Genomic DNA, 20569 nt, shown 5'->3' on the forward strand with positions numbered 1-20569 from the left:
GAATTAAAATTTAACATTTAAACCAACTGTATACATTTCCACAATTCCATAGGTCCATTGATAACCTCGACTTTCTGGATCTGTAATCTTAACAGAAGTAAAAGTGGCAGGATTTTGTGCATTTACATATAACCTTATACCGTTAACACCTAACTTCCTTGCAAAGGAATTCTGAACATTATATCCTAACTGTATATACTTAACCCTTAAAAAAGCTCCATTTTGAAACCAGAAATCTGACGACAGTTTATTATTTGCCGGAGCTGTTGATAAGCGTGGAAAACGGGCATTTGTATGTTCCGGGGTCCAGTAATTCTTTGAATAATAAGTTGTTGGTATACCGCCGTCCGCACTAAGATCTAAAGGCTGGGCAAACATTCCATATAAAACAGCATTATTATTACCTACGCCCTGAATTAGGGTTTCAATATCAAAGTTCTTATAGGCAACTCTTAAATTAGCAAAATAGTTAAGTCTGGGTACCGGATCTCCTATAACGTCCTGATCTGCTGCCCCAATAACATTATCACCATTTAAATCAAGATATTTAATATCTCCCGGCTTGGCGTTTGGCAGCGTAGGAACTAATGGGTTCCCGCTGCCATCAAAATCGCTGGCCTGTAACAATCCGTTTGTTTTGTACCCATAAATACTGTTAATGCTGCTACCAACCTCAGTAATTACTGTTGGAGAGATAATTGACCCTCCCTGAAGTTTAATTATTTTATTGCGGTTATAGGAAACCCCGGGGTTAAACGAGATACTTAAATCCTGGGCTAGTCTTTCGTTATAATTTAGTGAAATCTCCCAACCTTTATTAGATAGTTCACCGGCATTTACAGGAACGTCTGCCTCAAAACCACCTACAAGTGGCAGGGTCGGAAAAAGAATAATATTCTTAGTCTGTTTATCATAATAATCAAAAGTAATTCCCAGTTTATTATTTTTCAGCAAACTAAGATCCACCCCCAAATCCAGCATATTTACCGATTCCCAGGTGATATTCGGATTACCATAAGTAGATTCAACACCACTGCTTCCGTTAATTAAAGTCTGATATTTATATAACCCTATATTATCATTACCAAGTTTACCATACGATGCCCTTAATTTCAGGTTATTAATGATCTTGGAATCTTTTAGAAAGTCCTCATTATGAAGGTTCCATCCAACTGCTACCGAAGGGAATACTCCAAATTTATTATTAGGTCCGAAACGAGACGAACCATCTGTACGTACTGTTCCTTCCAGCAAATATTTGTCTTTAAAGGAATAGTTCAATTTAGCGTAGGCTGATACCATTGAAAATATGTCCCATGATCCGCTGTTGGTCTCTTCCTGCGAGTAACCCGCCAAGGCAAAAACCCGGTGATCATTAATATTCAAAGTATAATCTGTAGTTACACCAGCATAATAATATGTGGTTCTGGCCATTCCAGTTGCTCTCTGCAATGCCCATGTTCTTAACAAGTTGCCAGTAAAGAAATCGAAATGATCAAAGTTATCCCTTGTATCATGGGTAATGTCACTATTTAACCTGAAACTGAATTGCCCCCTTACATTAAAATCCTTAAATGCTTCCCACTTAGGTTGCAAATTGATGCTGGTTTGTCCGAATTCCGAGGCCCTTACACCCCCAACTTCAGCATAAGCCAAAGGATTTACAATATCTACATGCTGACCATAAAAAACACGTCCGTCTTTAATTGGAAACTTAGGGATAACTGTTGGTGGCACACGATACATATCCTCTAAAAGTCTGTTACCGGTATTCCCTGTAGCACTGGGTCTGTTCGGTTGATTGGTATCTCTCCTTATCGCAAGTAAATCCATGTTTACCTGGAATTTGTCGCTCAAAGAGATCGTAGTGTTTGCCCTGATATTAAACCTTTTCATATCACTAATTGGAATAATACCCTTCTGATAAGTGTAATTACCCGTCAAAGCAAACCTTGCCACGCTACTTCCACCGCTAAGCGACAAGGAATTGCTTGATATCGGAGCAGCATCATCAACAAGCAAATCCAACCAGTTTGTGTTGGCAAATGCCAGATTGGGATTTGCGACAGGATCCATCCCATTCCTTGTATTGTCAATTTGTTCTTGTGTAAAAGGCAGTTTATTGGCCGGATTGGCATTATAGCTCGCTTCATTATACATTCTCATGTAGGTTGGCGCATCAACAGTTTGTGGTAAAGAGGACGCGCGCTGAATACCATAATATCCATCAAAGGCCACAGCCACTTTACCTGCCACGCCTCTTTTTGTAGTTACAACAATAACACCATTTGCACCTCTGGAACCATAACTCGCGGCCGCAGCAGCATCCTTCAAAACTGTCACACTCTCAACAGTTACCGGATCAATGTGGTTCATATCCATCGGTATACCATCTACCAGCACCAATGGATCAGAATTTCCAAGCGTGCTAATACCACGTATTTTTATTGCTGCAGCATCTCCCCCGGGCAAACCAGAGCCTTGTGTAACATTTATCCCCGTTATCCCACCCTGCAAAGATTGGGACAGCGTGGTAATCGGCTTTCCTTCAATATTTGACTTTACATTTAAAGATGCAAGGGAACTGGCAATGTGTTTCTTTTGTTGCTCGTTTAAACCCACAACAACCACTTCATTCAAAGCCGAAACGTTCTCTTTCAGGGAAACATTTAAACTCCTGTCTGTCTTCGAAACAGTGTACTCATAGCTAAGAAATCCCAGCATGGAAAAAACAAGAATATCATTCTTATTTGCCTTGATGTTAAAATATCCATCGGCATCAGTTAATGTTCCGTTCGTAGAACCTTTTACTCTAATGCTTACGCCCGGCAATACTCCCGGTGGCTCGTGGGTATCATACACACGGCCACGCAAAGTGAGTAAAGTATCTTGTTTAGAGTTAGCTGCGCCCTGTAAATTGCCCGATATAATGGCAATCTGTCTACCAGATATTTTGTATACCAAACCGCTGCCTTTTAGTGCTTTGTCCAAAATCTCGGGAACAGTTTTATTGTTAAGCTTTAGATTTAGCTCTTCGTATTTATTTAGTTTAATAAAATCATCTTTATAAATAATCAGATAATCACTTTGCGCTTGAATTTGTTGAAATAACTCCGGAAGGTTTCCTTTAATTATATCAATATTCATCCGAACTTGAGAATAGGTATTAGCATAAGTGGTCATCATTCCCATCCATAATAAAACCATTGTTACTTTCATAGTTCGTATTATTTTGTTTTTGAGCCGTACTAAATGTGCATGAGATTCACATACATGAATATTTTTCATATTTTTGTTAATGAGTTAAATAATAGCTTAATAGGTTATTGTTTAGAGGAGGTGTTAGCGCACCTCCTTTTTTGGGTCCTGTATGGTTAGTTTTTCTTCAGCCGGATCCTCCTTTCTGTACTATCATAAACAAAGGATGTCCCGTCAAACAGTATGTCGTTCAACACATCGCCGGCATTCCGCTGAAACATCAGTTTACCACTAAAAGTCTCACTAAGGTCCAGCCCTTCTGTGTTTATTTCTATGTTATAATATTTGGCAATTCTTTGAATAATTACCTTCAACGATTCACTGTTAACGTCTATGTAACCTTCTTTCCACGACTGGATATCATCTGTTTTCACCTGCGAGATCAATAATTTATTCGCTGCCAGATCATAACTGATCTGCTCACCAGGCACCAATTTTCGCTCTGCCTTGCTTAACCAGCTACCTGTAGAAAAAACAATGCTTCCACGCACCAGAACGGCGTAATTATTATTGCTATTCAAATTTGAGCTTACGTAAAATTCTGTACCCAGCACTTTGATATTCATATTCTTAGCCCTTACATAAAAAGGCCATTCCTTATTGTGGGCTACGTCAAAATAGGCTTCACCTTCCAGGTAAACCTCTCTGCTGTCTTTTGCGAAAGAAGTCGGATAAATTAACTTTGAGCCTGAATTTAGCCACACTTTGGTTCCATCAGGTAAATGAATTACCGAACGTTGATCATTCCCCACGACAAGCGTATTAAAATCATTTGTAGTAATGATATTCTCTTCATCGTTCGAACTTGCAGGTGCGCTATTAATTGGCTTACCTAGGGTATCCCGTTTAGAAATATTTTTCTTGCTTATATTTTGAGCAGCAAAAGTCAACAACTTATTTGTACTCGTATGGCGCTGATAATTCCAAAGTCCGGCACCAAGTATCAATAGCAATACTGCTGCTATTTGAATGAACAATTTCCAGTTGTAGCTTTTTGATTTAGATGTATTACTATTCTGAATCCTCGCCCATAGCTCAGCAGCTTCTAACGAAGATATTTTCTCGTTCCCTGCAGATTTAATAGCTGATTTAATATCCCTGGCAAGGTCTTTTTCACTGTCCGAAATCCTGCCTTCTCCCCCTTTCGGAATTTTACCCGATAGAAAATCCTCTGCCTTATAATTGTTATCTGAATCCATTTGTAGCGTCTAATAGTAACCCAGAGACGCGGAAATGAATTTTATAGACTAAGAAATTGAAATATTTATTTATGCAATTATTTTGTAGACATGTTTCACCACCATTTTCTTGCGCAATTGCTTAATTCCGCGATATACCAGCGTTCTGCAGGTTTCTACAGATATGTTCATAACACTGGCAATTTCCTCGTATTCAAGTTCAGAATTGAACCTTAGGTATAACGCTTCTTTTTGTCTGCTAGGGAGCAGTTCAAGTTGTTTATTAAGTTTTGTAATAAGTTCCGTTTGAACCTCATCATTGGTAACCTGATCATCCAGGCTTGCAAAAATGGTGAAAAGAACCTCAATATTATGATTCTCCTGAGTGGTGAGCTTTTTCAACTCTTTACATATCTTTCTTTTAAGAGAAGTAAAAAGATAAGATTTAACATTTACATCAGCAGATAAATTACTGCGGTATTTATAAAGATCAACAAAAAGATCATGGATGCTGTCTTTAACCAGGTCAACATCGTCAGAGAACCTTAATCCAAAGGCATACAGTACGTCAACAAACTGGGTATAAATCGAATGTAAGGCATCATCGTCTCCATTGACAAATGATGCCCATAAACTGCTGTCTGTATCGTTAACAATCACATTCATTCTTCTACAAAACTATCCTGGTCAGGTAACGATAACAGCACTATGGCGTTAAGATTACATTAACTTTTTAACAAAACCATTTGCCCCGTTCTCACCGATTCATCACAGGCAAATGCAATCCTTAAGCTATTAACTGCATCTTCCGTTGCATCAGTAAGGTCCAGATCTTCCTGAATAGCTTTCAGAAAAAAGCGTTGCTCACGATTACATAGTTCCTGATGATCCGGTTCATCTTTAAGATCAACCCACTCATCGGCCCTGGCAAACTCATCACCTTTATCCAGATCCGCATGATGTACTTTTATTGATTCTGTTTTAGTATGCGAATCAATTGAATCCGATTTTCCTGATTTCGATGCCTCTTTAGCAACTATAGATACCGCGCCCTTGGGGCCAAAGACATCTTTAATAAAAAAGGCAGTTTCACTAACCATCGGGCCCCAGCCTGCTTCGTACCAACCAACTGAACCATCTTCAAAACGAATTTGAAGTTGTCCGTAGTTATAATTCCACTCAGGTATTTCATCGGTAAGTCGGGCACCAATAGCGCTCACCTGAACAGGCCTTGACCTGGTCATCTGGCACATCACATCAATATAATGCACCGCACAATCCACTATAGGACTTAAACTTTTCATTAGGTTACGGTGTACTGTCCATTTCGGACCATGGCTTTGCTGGTTCAGGTTCATCCGCATAACCAGCGGTTTACCCATTTGCTGCGAAAGCTCAATAAACTTCTCCCATGAAGGGTGATAACGCAATATATAACCAACAACCAGCTTTTTACCGGCCTTTCTGGCTGCCTCGGCAACACGCTCCGCACCTTCTACAGAATCCGCCAAAGGCTTCTCTATGAACACATGGCAGCCGCTCTCCAGGGCTTTAACAGCGAAAGCCTCATGAGTATCCGGATAAGTAGAAATACAAACTGCATCAGGCTTTGTAGCCTCAAGTGCCTCATAAAAATCGCTAAACAAAGGATAACCTCCGCCCAGCTTTTCATTTACAACAACCTTACTGTTACCTGTTGATACAATTCCACATATCTCAAAGCCGTCTAAGGTATGGTAAGCCATAGCATGAGATTTACCCATGTTACCGCAGCCAACAACCAGAACGCGCAAATTTACACTCCCAAATTCCATCCTGCACGATAATTACGTTTAACAAATTGGTTCACCTCATCAAAGTTCGTAACCTTAAGATTCGCCTTATCCCAGATCAGTTTAATGTCTCTGCCTGGATAACTGATACCACCATCGGCATTTCTTCTTTGAACATCAGTTCCTCTAATGGCTAGGTTTGCTATTAATAGCGTTTCTGTAAGTGGTCCTGCAATTTCAAAAGGAGAACTTAATTCTATCTTTCCATAACCTGCAATCGCAGCTTCGGCCCATTGTGTATAATGGCCATCTTCACCACCTGGTACTCTAGGGGTTTTCTGTTTAGTATGATCATGTTCATTTTTTGATAAAGGCAACAATCTCGGATTAGATCCATAAACATCACAGATCATTTTCCCTTTGGTACCTTCAAACAATACACCATTATCGCCAAATGCCTCATTAGGCCCTAACTCTACCGGACGCACTGGCTTAATACCACCGTCCATCCAGTGAAGCTGTAAATCACCTTTTGTTCTTTTTGTCCCCTTAAAGGTCATGATCACGTGACTTGACGGCGGACAACTTTCAGGAAAATATCCCCTCTTAAATTCATCCACATACACACTACCCACACTGCATTGAACATCAAGAGGTGTATCAAGACCTAAAATACTAAAAGGAGGTTCTACAAGGTGACAACCCATATCGCCAATTGCACCGGTACCATAATCCCACCAGCCTCTCCAGTTAAACGGAACCATCTTCTCTATATAAGGCTTATAAGGGGCACTGCCCAACCATAAATCCCAATCCAATTCCTTAGGCACAACACCGTTTGTTGCAGGCCATGCAATGCCTTGAGGCCAAACGGGGCGGTCAGTCCAGCAATACACCGTATGTACCTTACCTATTAGACCAGCCTCGCACCAATCTTTCAATTGTCTTACACCATCACCAGAAGCACCCTGATTACCCATCTGCGTAACTACCTGATAGCGTTTTGCAGCTTCAGTTAATACACGGGCCTCATAAATATCATGTGTCAAAGGTTTCTGAACATACACATGTTTACCAAGCTGCATGGCGGCAAGGGCTATCATAGCATGATTATGATCTGGTGTAGAAACTACAACACCATCAATGTTTTTCGATTCCTTATCAAGCATCTGGCGGTAGTCTTTATAATACTTCGCCTTCGGAAACCGCTTAACAGAACCAGCGGCCCTTCTATCATCAACATCACATAAAAATGCAATATCAGATTTACCGCCTTTAAAAATATTCGCTATATCACTTTCACCTTTTCCGCCAACACCAACGCCGGCTACTTGTAAACGGTCGCTCGGCGCTAAAAATCCTTTTCCTCCCAATACATGTCGGGGCACGATCATAAAACCAGCGGCTGCAAGCGCGCTGGTTTTAATAAAGTTTCTTCTAGAATTATCTGTTGATGAGTTTAACTTATCTTCAGTCATGTTTTTTTATTGTTATATATTTTTTTCTACTCGTCTTCCTGAATTTATTTCAGGTTATTTAAAACTGTCGTCGAGATGACGATGTGAGCTATTTCATGCTGTTATTGCCTTTTTTTTTGTTTTCTCCATTGCTTGGCTCTCAGGATAACGATCCATTAAAGCTAAAAATAGAAATCCTACTATTTCTTGGACGCAGCTTTTCTGCCTGCAGGGGTTTTAGCCGACCCTTTTTTACTTAAATCTTTGATCCTTATGTTTCTGAATTCTACAGGAGAACCATGTCCAAGGAAACCAATGTGGCCGCTGTCGCGTAATAAACCCGGATGTTTCTTACCGTCTGCAGCACCATTTTTTCTAGCCTCAGTAATGTCACCATCAAGAATTACAGTACCATTAAGGATCACTTTAATTTTAGGGCCTTTTACCACAACTTCTTCATAATTCCATTCGCCAAGTGGTTTAAGGAAACCTCTTTTTGCTGGTAAAGTACCATATACAGAACCATGGTACTGATACACGTGCAGGTCTTTATATATAGGCGCTTCGTTATCAAGAATTTGCAATTCCATACCTTCATAAGCAGCGTCACCCTCTAAAGGTGCTCTAATACCCAATCCGTTATTAGCGCCCGGGGTTAATTTAAATTCAAAACGGTAAATAAAGTCGCTAAATTCTTCTTTAGTAAATAAGTTACCACCCGAACCTTTTCCTGGTTTAGGACGAATGGCAATATTTCCATCCTCAATAGTATAATCAACTGTGTTACCAGTCCAACTGTGCATATTTGTACCATCAAACAACACTTTATAACCCTCTTTTTTCTCTTGTGTACTTAACTCAAATGGTTTTGCACGAGGGATTTCTCTAATGTAAAGGTCACGGTAAGCAACAGGCGAACCATGGGCTTGTAATTCGATTTGTTCTTCAGCAAAAATCGGAAGGTTTTTATCCCAGTAGTTTTCAAGGATTACATTATCCGTTACCAATACACCGTTTAAGTAAACAGTAACGCGGTCGCCTTTCATCAAAATACGGAAGGTATTCCACTCATCAAGTTTATTATCAGCGACCTTAAGCGGTTTGCTTTCGTTTACCTGATTGTTGTACAAACCGCCAGAACCAACCTGAGCGCCTACTTTTGTACGGGCATTATCCCAGATTTGAACCTGAGGTGTACCACGTAAATAAATACCGGCATCACCCTCTCCTTTTTTATCGTCGATGATCTTCCAGTCAACAAGCATTTCAAAATCACCGTACTTTTTAACTGTAGCAAGGTTATTTCCATGACTCATGAACTGAAGCTCACCATTAACAGGTTTCCAGCTATCAAGCGCTTCGGCATCCGCTTTTTCCTGCTCAGCAGCTAGCGTTTTAGCATCCATTTTAGAACGCTTAATCGGATCTGCCACTAAACCTTTCCAACCGGTAAGGTCAGTTCCATTGTACATAGACACAAAACCCTCTCCTACTTTCATTTCAGAAATGTATTTACGCATTCCTTCTTTCTGGTAGCCACTATCCCCACCTGTTATTACCTCAATGGTTTTGTTTAACAAACCTTTAACTAGGTCACCATTATATGTACCGGCAAGTGTAATGTTCATTACCGCATTTGCAGCAGCTTGCTGTAAAGCAGTATCATCTAAATATTTACCGGCAAAAACAATTGCATTGAAACATTTAGCTTGCTCAACATCTTTTAATATTAGTTGTTTTTGCTGGTTTGTTTGTGCGACAGCCATCGCATTGCGAAGTAATAACAACTTCTGCTCCGCAGGATAAACACCGTCTCTAACCGAACGCAGGTACCCGTTGATAGCAGTATTCAGGAAATCAGCATTTTTAGTCTCACGTGCAATCTTAATTAATTCAGGAGCGGCACTGGCATCAACCCATGCAGACAATGCATCTAAAGCGGCTTTTTGAGTTTGCTCATTACCCGATGCAAAACCATCAGTAACCGCTTTTAACGATTTCTCGCCACCTAAGCTTGCCAGAACTTTGTAGAAAAGTAATTTCTTGTTTTCAGGTGCCGAAGCCATTTGTTGTAATACGGCATCAACCTGTTGTGAGTTGTCGCCGCCACCACTTACTGCAGCAATAATAGCTTCCTGTACAGCAATTTCCTGTGCTCCAGAGCTTTCATTCAATAAAGTAAACAATTGCGGCAAGTTATCTTTCACAACAACGTGACTTAAAGCAGCGTATGCCGCTTGCTGTACTTCAGGTTTTTTACTTTTTAACTGGTCATAAACAGTATTTAGCTGACCGTTTGCAGCACGCGACGCAAGCAAATTGATTAATGCAACCTGTACATTTGGTTTCGCAGATGGAATAGCAGCAGCAATCTTTTCGGTAATTCCTGTTCCTTTCATTCGGTGAATAGCGTTAGAAACAGCAGTAACATTAGCAGTATCACCTTTGCTTGCTAACTTAAGCAAATCGTCAAGAACCTGATCCTGGCCAATATTAACAGCCGCATTTATTGCAGCTAACTTTACAGTCTCATTCTTGCTCTTAAGCAACTTAATTACCGCAGGTAAAGCTTCTTTAGCACCACTTTGGCCAAGCATACTTAAAATACCAGCTTTTGCATCATCATCAACCTTACCTAGTTTCTTAACCCAAAGAGGTGTCGAGGCCGAGGTTACATATGGTACAGCAAATTTCAGAGCAGCGGCACGATATTCAGCATTTTTATCGCCGGCAGCGTCTAAAAGAAGCTCCTGATTATTGTCCTTATTTGCTTCAACCAAGACTTTTAAAGCACCAGTACGCACACCTACCAATTCGTCTGTGCTTGCTTTGCCAGCTATATCTTTAGCAATTTTTTCAGCAAGTTCTTTATTGCCATTTTTCAGCAATTGTTCTGCATAGATCAGGTAAACTGCCGCGGTATTCGTGTTTTCATATTTAAATCCACTTTTATCAGCAGCTGCAGCAAATACAGCTTCAGACGAAGGATCTGCAATATAAGCAAGTGCATACAATGCTACTTTAGCAACATTTGCATCACCATCGGCAGCCAAAGCATTTATAGGTTGAGCAGCTTCTTTAAGACGGCTGTCGCCTAACGATTCTATAATCGAAAGTTTGGCAGCACCGTTCGCTTTTGCCAAGCCAGCCAATAAAGCTGCTTTTGAAACCGGAGTATTGATTTTAACTAACGCTCTTGCCGCAGGATCTGCCAGTTGCTCATCAGTTAAATACCCTTGTACACAAGAAACCGCATCGTCCTTACCAACCAGATCAAACTGACTGATGATAAATGATTTGTTTTGTTTATCAGTTAATTTCTCTAAGGCTTTGCAATAAGCACCAACCGCCATTTTTCTCCAGTCTTCTTTTCCATTCTGAGTGATGTAAGCAGAAAACCCGCCAACAGTATACTCAATTAATGAATTATTGCCTTTACCCGGGGCGCTAAGGCCGCTTATTAAAGTTACATAGCCTTCTTCTCCAAGATTTGCGATGTCGTTTACATTATTTTTAAATAGTTCAGCATCTGCCGCAGGCATCTGAGCAAGTAAATCGGCAATGCGTGTGGTTACGGTTCGTTCGTCTTTTTTTGCCTGTCCGTTTGCCGCATCTTGCAGCATTACAACCGCCAACAGGATAAAGAATATCTTTTTTATCATTATGATATGTGTAAAATGTTAATCTGAATTGTTTAAATGAACTGCTTAATTAAATAGTGAAAGGTGCACGCATTACAGGATTAATCAATCTGTTAGCGCCTTCATCATCTATAAATTCTTGTTTTACCGGATCAAACTTTAACGAACGACCCAATCTTAAAGCAATTAATCCGATGTTAACGATATTACATGACCGGTGCCCATTTTCTTCATTTAAAGCGAATTTCTGTCTGGTTTTAACAGATTCAACAAAGTCAGTCATTTGTGGTGTCGGATCAGGGAAAGCAGCCAGTTTACGCTCTAAATCCGGGATATCCGATTTAAAGCCCGGGTATAATTTACCTTTAGGTCCTTCAATGTAAGGCACGTTAGTATCCTTTCCTTCGCCATCTAAAATGATTTGGCAACCATCGGCGTAAGTATAAGTTATCCTTCTCCATATTCCAACGGCATCAGTGTGTTGTTGCGGAGCATCAATTTCAACAGAAACCGGACTGGTATCGTCTTTACCTAAAAAGTACTGAATCGGGTCAATATAATGTTGTCCCATATCACTTAAGCCACCACCATCATAATCCCAGTACCCACGGAAGGTTTGATGAACTCTATGTGCATTATATGGTTTATAAGGCGCAGGGCCAAGCCATCTGTCGTAATCCAATTCAGGAGGTACCGGCTGAGGCTCAAGATGATCCTTACCTACCCAGTAAAACTTCCAATCGTAACCTGTATGTTTACCTACAGTAACCTTTAAAGGCCAACCCAATAACCCACTGTCAACCAATTTCTTAATCGGTTTAACAGTTGTACCCATTCCATAAAAAGTATCTTTAAAACGGAACCAGGTATTTAAACGGAACATTCTACCATGTTTTTGAACAGCTTCCATTACACGTTTACCTTCTCCAATAGTATGAGTCATTGGTTTTTCACACCAAACATCTTTACCTGCATTTGCAGCATCAACTGCCATAATACCATGCCAGTGAGGTGGTGTAGCAATGTGTACAATATCAACTTCAGGAAGTTTAATCAGTTCGCGATAATCGCTAAATGTTTTAACGCCTTTATCCAACATAGATGTTGCCAGATCAAGGTGCCTTTTATCAACATCACAAACAGCAACTACCTGAGTGCCATCATATGTAAAATGACCGCGTCCCATTGAGCCAACGCCTATTACAGCCTTGGTAAGCTTATCACTTGGTGCAATAAATCCTGTTCCTCCAAGTACATATCTTGGTACAATAGTAAATGCGGCAAGTCCTACAGCCGATTTCTTAATAAAATCTCTTCTCGAATTTTGGTTTTCTGGTTCTTTAGGTTGTTTAGGCTTCATATTTTCATTTATGTGTGAATTATATATTCAATTGTATTGTTTTATATATCAGAGCTACACTAAATAACATATCACTGCGTAGTTAGAAATAACTCGCAGTAAGTTCATCGGGCTCATATTTGGTACAGAGTCAAATACCGGTTAAATATTGACTGTTGGATTCATTTTTTTTTGTGGTTCTTAAGGGTTCATATGTACGGTTGTATGGGTATTCAATTTTTAATACCTCCGAGGGCACTGCTAAATCGAATACTTGCATTGTTAATATTAGCGAGAAATTGTCAAAAACACAAAACATTATTAATTTATTTACGTATTAAAAATACTTTTATAATTTTTTAACATAAGTTATCTATATTTAACGAAATAGAGTAATTAAAGCCATGGATCTTCGTCTATTAAATAACATAACAAAACCAACACGCGATAAGCAGCTGATCTATAAATATCAGCTCGTGAAACATCTTTTTAATTTAGGGCCAAGTTCAGTTTCCACATTATGTGATACCATGAATATGAGTACACCGAGTATTTTAAAACTCATTACTAATTTAATGGACGAAGAGTGGATAGAAAAGAAAGGTTATGGAATATCTATGGGTGGCAGAAAGCCCGATTTGTACGGTTTAAGGGATAAAAAAATCCTGATCCTCTGTATTGATATAGAATTGTTCCATACCAAAATTGCCGTTATGGATAACAACTATAACTATATAGTTGATGCCAAAACCATCGCTTTGCCCATCTCAAAAAGCAGCAGATCCGATTTTTTTAGTATTTTAAGTACTCATGTAGCGGATATTCTAAAAGCTCAAAACATTGCCAACGATCAGTTAATTGGTTGCAGTGTTGGCATGCCTGGTTTAATTGATTCCGAAAAAGGCAAAAGTTATAGTTATTTTCTTAGTGATCAGGAAAACACGTCTTTGACCGCCGCATTTGAAACCACACTAAAATTACCTGTTATTATACAGAATGACGTAAATGGGTCATCAATGGCAGAATTTGCGCATGGAATGGCAAAAGGCAAACAAAATGCTTTGATACTGTTAATGGATTGGGGTGTTGGGTTAGGAATTATAATGGATGGGAAATTAAGAAAAGGTGCCAGTGGTTTTTCGGGAGAGTTAGGGCATATCCCTTTTGTAGAGAATGGCGCATTGTGCTATTGTGGCAAACACGGTTGTCTGGAAACCATTGCTTCGGGCAATGCTTTATCTGAAATGGCAAAAGAGGGTATCTTATCAGGCAAAAACTCAATGCTCAACAAGCTCTCTAATGAAGAACTGCAAAGGATTGAGCCTGATGTAATTATAGAAGCAGCAAATAAAGGCGATCAATATGCCATCCAACTGCTATCTAATATTGGCACTTATATGGGAAAAGGTATCGCAGTGCTCATTCAGCTGTTTAATCCGGAACTGATTATTTTAAGCGGGAAAATTGCCGAAGCAAAACAATACATCACCTTGCCGATGCAACAGGCAATTAATACATATTGCATGACGCAAATCAGAGAGAGAACAACAATTGTATCATCTGAACTTGGCGAAAACTCAAGGCTTTTGGGTTATGCTACAACAGGTATTGATCATTTTTTGGAGGCCTGCATTAAGAAAGCCGGAAAGTCAAAGTCCCGGCTTTCTGTTTAGAGATGAGGTTTTTTCTAAAGCGGTTGTGATTAGGGGGCTCTCCATCACTGGGACATTCTCCAATTACAACCACTCTACTTTTAATACCCCTTATTCTGAATCAACTTAGGGTTCAAAGAAATTTCCCCATCCGGAATTGGCAGCAACTGATTTCTAATCAGATCATACCCATTAGCAAATTTGGTATCTATCAACTCCCCATTTGCTCCTTTTACCTGCTGAGGATAAATCTTAGGGCCAATTTCCCATCTCCTTACATCGTCCCAATACAAACCTTCCAATGCAAGCTCAATCCGGCGTTCTTTATGTAATTTCTCTCTCGCTTCCTCCAAACCTAATCCAGTCGACAAAGCAGGCAGCTTAACATCTGTTCTTCCGTTTCTGATCTTGTTAATCAGTGCAATAGCTTCAGGAATATTCTTGTTCTGGCCCTCGATCAAAGCTTCCGCTTTGGACAATAACACATCAGCATACCTTAAAACAATGAAATTCAAAGGCGATTCAGACGCAATTACCTCCATGTTTTCTATCGTATACTTCCTTATTCCGAAGCCAACCTTTTGCCCTGTATGGTTCTTTATTTCAACCGGATACAGCTGCCCCTGGAAATAAGCCCCAGGTCTTAAAATCGTAAAATCCAATCTCGGATCCCTATTCTTGTACGGTTCTGCAGCATTAACCGGCGAACCATTCAATGTTTCATAAGCATCAACCAGATTTTGAACCGGCGCTACTGAATTCGATCCAATAATACCATACTTCAAATTTTGAGGCTGCCAGTACCTGTCAAATATACTCCCCTGCGAAAAGGGGCCGCTCATAAACTGAACATCAAACAACACTTCCTGGTTATTTTCATTTGCCACCTGAAACAAGCCATAATAGCTCGGAAACAGATTATAAATGCCCAAAGCAGTTATTTTATCAGCATACTCTACTACTTTATCCCATTTTTTCTGATACAAATAAGCGCGCATCTTCATTCCATATACAGCCCCTTTAGTAGCCCTGCCTTTTATCGGCGCTTCAACATCCAATCTTTCAATAGCAGCGTCATAATCAGCATGCACCTGAGCCCACGATGTTTCCAGATCTGCGCGCTCAAGATTTCTTGATTCCTCAACAGAAATCGTTTTGGTAAAAATCGGTACACCACCATAAGTGTTTACCAGCAACGAGTAAAATACACCCCTTAAAAAATAAGCCTCGCCTTTCATTACCTCTTTGGTAGCATCAGGCATCGGAACTTTATCTACATTATCTAAAAAATAATTTGCTCTGTTAATTCCTTTATAGCAATCTCTCCAGCGCTCAACTACAATTCCCGCATCACCGGGCTGTATGGTCCCATTTCCCACCTGCATCTCCATTCCTTCCCAATGTGCCCATTGATAAGCATTTGGAGAAGCAGCATCCAGGCCGCCACCATAGCCATAAACATGCCTACTCTGCAAAGTATTGTATACTCCATAAAGTGCCAGGTAAGTATCCCCCTCACTTTTCCAAAAATTATCCTCTGTAATTCTATCTTCTGGTGTAACATCCAAAAAGTCTTTAGTGCAAGAAGAGAAGAACACAAGAATAACCGACAATAAACTAATTATACGTTTCATAATTTCTCTTATTAAAATTGTAAATTGACACCTAACGTACTGATAAACGGTATTGGGTAAAGGCCGCCCCCATCTTCAAACGTATTTCTCTCCGGGTCAAACCCTTCATAATCACCCGAAACAAATGCGGGCAAATTCTGGAAATTAGCATATACACTTATCCCACCCATTTTTAAACTGTTAATCAGTTTTTTTGGCAATTGATAGCTCAGCTGTATATTTTTAATTTTAAAATAAGAAAGATTTGATACCCAGAACGATGACTCATACCTGTTCCATGTATCATTTACTTTAATATGAGGCAATGTATTGCTCCTGTTTTCAGGCGTCCATGCATCCCTCCAACGCTCGGTAATTACACCGCCCGATATCCCCAAAGGCTCGGCCCATCTGCTTTTCGTAAAAGCATTAACACCGGCAGCCCCTGTAGTTACCACATCTAAATTCCAGCTTTTATAACTAAAACCAAGGTTTAAACCAAAGGTGAATTTAGGAATTGTATTGCCTAACGATTGCTTATCCTGATAATCCAAACGACCATCGCCATTTACGTCCTCATATTTTAAATCTCCAGCAGTAGGTGTATAGGCATTTTTCGACATATGTTGCTTTGCCTCTTCATTTGTCTGATATACACCCTGGAATTTAAAGCCATAAAGCGATTGAAATGAATAGCCCTCACGGATAAGGTACAATTGATCAGGAGATTTCCCGCCTCTAAATTTAGTTACTTCATTGGTTACATAGGTCAGGTTTCCGCCAACCCTGTAATTAAACGCATCATCTCCGTTTCTGGATTGGTATGAAATCGATGTTTCAAAACCCTTATTCATCATCCGGCCAACATTTTCTACCGGTGCACTAACTCCACCTAAAATCTGAGGAATGGGCAACCTCACTAAAATATCTGATGTTTTTTTGGTGAAATAATCCATTTCTACATTTAGTTTCCCGCTAAACATCGTAAAATCCACCCCTAAGTTTGAACTCTCAGTGGTTTCCCACGAAATACTGCGGTCTACCAGGGCAGTAATAGCAGCGCCCGGCACAAGCGCACCGCCAAGGTTATAACTAGAACCATAATTCTGAGTAAGGGATAACAGATATGGATAATCTCCCGCAATTTCATTAATGTTCTGATTACCCAAACGACCCCACGAAGCCCTTATTTTTAAATTCTGTATCGCTTTAAAATTCCTTAAAAAATTCTCTTCGCTTAATCTCCAACCGGCAGAAAAAGCAGGGAAAAAGCCCCACCTGTTACCAGCACTGAACCTCGATGATGCATCAGCTCTTAAATTGGCCTCAAACAAATACTTCTCATTAAAATTATAGTTGATCCTGCCGAAATAAGACTGCATGCGCCATTCGGTTGTGTTCCCATTGGCAATTGGGTTGAAAGTTCCTGCATCTACCTCAGACAAGCCTTCTTTAGGAGGCCCAGATCTCTGGCTCAACATTTTCTTCAGCTGATTCTCTTCTACCTGCATACCCACAACAGCAGTTACGTTATGCACCTCATTAAATGTTTTATTAAAATCAAGCGTATTAAAAAAGGCCCAGTAAAATTGTTCATCATTCGCTCTTGAGTTATTGATGGTGGAAGGATAATCCAGAACACTTGTTTTAATACCACTATCAGTATAGGCATAGTTTAACTGATTAAATCTGTCTTTCCTGTTGTTATTAAACTGACCGGAATAAAGCGACTTAAACGTAAGTTCAGGAGTAAACTTAATGGCCGCATTTAAACTCCCTTTTATAAAGTTGTTTGCATATTGTGTGCGCCCGTTATACATATCAGGCAACGGGTTCCTGGTATCAACTATTGGCTGGCCCTTATTCGGCCCACTTAAATAAAGCGCCTGTGTTGCACCAAATTTACCGTCGCGGGTATATGGAGCAGTAAACGGATAGCCCCCATTCTGCATCAGATACATCACCCGGCTAATTTCATCGTAAGGTCTTTCTGTTATTTTTCTGGTTGCCTGTACCGTCCCTCCTATCTCCATCCACTTATTCACCTTGCTGTTCATGTTCAGGTTTAACCCAAATCGTTTAGAATCGGTTTCTTTGATGATACCATCCTGATCCATGTAATTAAACGACAAGTAATAATTCTGACGCTCAGAACCACCTTTTACAGAAACATTATGCTCCTGAATTGGGGCAGTAGTAAAAACTTCATCAAAGAAATTGGTGTTGGGATATAGAAAAGGATCACTCCCATTCTCAAAAGCGCTAATCACTTCCTGTGGGAAAAGCGGATCGCCACCATTATTGGCAACAGCCTTATTCCAGATTCCCATAAACTCCGCGCTATTGTCTATAATATCAAAACGACGGCCCAGTTTCTGAACCCCATAATATCCATTGTAAGATAATTGCGAAGGTGAATCATAACTGCCTTTTTTGGTAGTTACCAGCACTACCCCATTTGCTGCCCTTGACCCATAAATGGCAGATGATGCAGCATCTTTAAGCACCGTCATAGAGGCAATATCACTGGGGTTCAGCTCATTTAAGCTTCCTTCCACTCCATCAATTAAAATTAAAGGGTTTGTGTTATTTAACGTTCCAAATCCACGAACCCTTAACGTTGCGCCGTCACTGCCCGGAGATCCCGAATTCTGACTTACCCATACGCCGGTTACCTTGCCCGACAATGCCTGCGAGGCATTTGTAATAGGCCGGTTATCCATTTCCTTAGTAAAGTCAACAGAAGAAACAGCCCCCGTCAAATTCACTTTCTTTTGGGTACCATATCCTACCACCACCACTTCCTGCAGTGCAGATGTATCTTCTAGAAGCATAACATCAATGGTTTTACTTGTGGATACGGGGATTTCCTGAGTGATATATCCAACAAAACTAAACACCAGAATCCCATTATCTTCAGGGACGGAGATGCTGTATTTTCCGTCGTTTCCAGTAACAGCTCCGGCAGTTCCACCTTTTACTTTTACACTTACTCCCGGCAAAGGCAAGCCTTTTGAATCTTTTACAATTCCAGATATCACCACCTGTTTAAGGCTTTCCTGCACAATAGCAGCAGTCTTTTTAGCGGGTCTTTTTTTTACAACAACCGTATTTTTGGCAATCACATAGGTAAGCGGCTGGTCTTTAAAAACAGCATCAAGTGTTTCCTTAAGGGTTGCATTGGTTAATTTCACATTTACCGGATTTACATCTTTCAGCATGTCCGAATTAAAGGCGAAATCGTAATTAGATTGTTTACTTATCTTTTTCAATACTACTTCCAGTGAGGCATTTTCTTCAGCAAGGGTGATTCTTTGGGCATATGCTGAAGCGGTGATCTGGGCAGTTAATAATATCAGTAATAAACATAATATTTTCATTAACCTTCTAAATAACGTAGAAGGCGGTTTATAGGTTAGATCAATTTTCATGAATGTTTTGGTTTAAGGTTAATAGGGTATAATTTAGATCGTACTTATTTGCTGATTACCACCTCCCTTCCTTTAATGTTATACGTCATAGATTCTGTTAATTGAAATAGTTCAAGCACTTCAGAAATGGTGCTTTTGCGAGATATTTTTGCACTAAAATTTAATCCGGACATATCGCCTTTATAGACCACAGTTACGTCGTACCAGCGCGAAAGCTTTAGCATAATGAGCTGAATGTTCTGTTTATTGAAAACAAAATCACCATTTTTCCAGGCTATGGCTTCATCCAGATCCGCAGGCAGATTCTCTAGATTCTCTTTCTTTTTATTCCATTTAGCCAACCTACCTGGCACCAAGCGTGTTCTATCGGTCCCTTTGATCACATCAAGTGAACCCTCAAATAAGGTTGTGGAAATGTCTTTATCTTCTTTGTAAGCAGAAACATTGAAGTGGGTACCCAGAACCTCTACTTTCATGTTGTCGACAAAGACCCTGAAAGGTCTCTTCTTATCCTTTGCCACTTCAAAATAGACCTCACCACTAATGTCAACGCGCCTTTCTTTACCTGCGAAAAGCACGGGATAGGTAATGGATGATTCGGCATTTAACAATGCGTTAGTTCCGTCGGGCAGCGTTACCTGATACTGACCGCTGCGAGGTGTGGTAATCACATTTTTGCCTACTTCATTATTCCCACTTGCACTGCCATTTGTCTGGCTGTAAACAACTTTACCATCTTCTGTTTTTGTTATTTTTAGACCAGATTCCTCTGCCAATACCCCATTTCCGGCTTTGTCTAAAACAATGACGCTTCCGTTAGCAAGTTTTAAAGTTGCTTTGTTCCCACCCGGGGCAACGTCATCCATCGGCTTATTTGCTATTTCGTTGCTTTCCTTAAGAGGTTTATTATTATAGGAAAGAAAGTAGTAAGCACCGCCACACACGAGTGCACACAGTAAAATCACTGCAGCAATCCGTAAAATGTAGGAAATAGTATACTTTGGGTTTTGTAAAGACTTATCCGCGATATCCGTTTGCAAGCGCGTCCATACGCTTGCCAGATCATGCTCGGCCAGTTGCTCATCTAAATCAAAACCACTGGCATTGATATTTTCATACCAACGCTCTACCAGCAGTTTTTCTTCATCTGTGCAAATACCTTCCTTATATTTTTTTATCAATGCTTTAGCATCGAATTCTGAGCCAGCCATAGTTTTTAGTGCTTCTT

General features: G+C 40.0%; 11 protein-coding genes. 1 reads left to right on the top strand and 10 read right to left on the bottom strand.

Annotated features, from left to right (window positions below; all coding sequences use genetic code 11):
- Positions 1-3: 3 nt before the first annotated feature.
- The 7 genes from AC6CH7_RS22070 to AC6CH7_RS22100 form a co-directional block, all read right to left on the bottom strand.
- Positions 4-3219 (bottom strand): TonB-dependent receptor, encoded by a 3216-nt coding sequence (locus tag AC6CH7_RS22070; RefSeq protein WP_498264755.1) that lies wholly within the window; start codon positions 3217-3219, stop codon positions 4-6.
- Positions 3220-3374: 155 nt separating this feature from the next.
- Positions 3375-4457 carry a FecR family protein gene (locus AC6CH7_RS22075; protein WP_498264756.1) on the bottom strand — a complete coding sequence of 361 codons (1083 nt, stop codon included), beginning with the start codon at positions 4455-4457 and terminating at the stop codon, positions 3375-3377.
- Positions 4458-4526: 69 nt separating this feature from the next.
- Positions 4527-5102: an RNA polymerase sigma factor gene (locus AC6CH7_RS22080; protein WP_498264757.1), complete on the bottom strand. Its 576-nt coding sequence runs from the start codon at positions 5100-5102 to the stop codon at positions 4527-4529.
- Positions 5103-5161: 59 nt separating this feature from the next.
- On the bottom strand, positions 5162-6250 hold the full coding sequence (locus AC6CH7_RS22085) for a Gfo/Idh/MocA family protein (protein WP_498264758.1): 1089 nt from the start codon (positions 6248-6250) through the stop codon (positions 5162-5164).
- Complete coding sequence (locus tag AC6CH7_RS22090; protein ID WP_498264759.1) at positions 6232-7686, bottom strand: Gfo/Idh/MocA family protein; 1455 nt, start codon at positions 7684-7686, stop codon at positions 6232-6234. The genes AC6CH7_RS22085 and AC6CH7_RS22090 overlap by 19 nt, the downstream gene beginning before the upstream one ends.
- A gap of 179 nt (positions 7687-7865) precedes the next feature.
- Complete coding sequence (locus tag AC6CH7_RS22095) at positions 7866-11327, bottom strand: DUF1080 domain-containing protein (RefSeq protein WP_498264760.1); 3462 nt, start codon at positions 11325-11327, stop codon at positions 7866-7868.
- Between the two features lie 49 nt (positions 11328-11376).
- Entirely contained in the window at positions 11377-12666 is a 1290-nt protein-coding gene (locus AC6CH7_RS22100; RefSeq protein ID WP_172660278.1) for a Gfo/Idh/MocA family oxidoreductase, read from the bottom strand.
- Positions 12667-13049: 383 nt separating this feature from the next.
- On the opposite strand from AC6CH7_RS22100, the gene AC6CH7_RS22105 reads away from it, so the two are divergent.
- Positions 13050-14318 carry an ROK family protein gene (locus tag AC6CH7_RS22105; protein ID WP_498264761.1) on the top strand — a complete coding sequence of 423 codons (1269 nt, stop codon included), beginning with the start codon at positions 13050-13052 and terminating at the stop codon, positions 14316-14318.
- Positions 14319-14398: 80 nt separating this feature from the next.
- Here the strand turns inward: AC6CH7_RS22105 and AC6CH7_RS22110 are convergent, their stop codons facing one another.
- The 3 genes from AC6CH7_RS22110 to AC6CH7_RS22120 are packed head-to-tail and all read right to left on the bottom strand — an operon-like array spanning position 14399 to position 20552.
- Complete coding sequence (locus tag AC6CH7_RS22110) at positions 14399-15931, bottom strand: RagB/SusD family nutrient uptake outer membrane protein (protein ID WP_498264762.1); 1533 nt, start codon at positions 15929-15931, stop codon at positions 14399-14401.
- A gap of 11 nt (positions 15932-15942) precedes the next feature.
- Positions 15943-19341 (bottom strand): TonB-dependent receptor, encoded by a 3399-nt coding sequence (locus tag AC6CH7_RS22115; protein WP_498264763.1) that lies wholly within the window; start codon positions 19339-19341, stop codon positions 15943-15945.
- Between the two features lie 44 nt (positions 19342-19385).
- A complete protein-coding gene (locus AC6CH7_RS22120) occupies positions 19386-20552 on the bottom strand; it encodes a FecR domain-containing protein (RefSeq protein ID WP_498264764.1) in 1167 nt (388 codons plus the stop codon).
- Between the last annotated feature and the right edge of the window lie 17 nt (positions 20553-20569).

Source organism: Pedobacter sp. GQ55 (assembly GCF_059758925.1).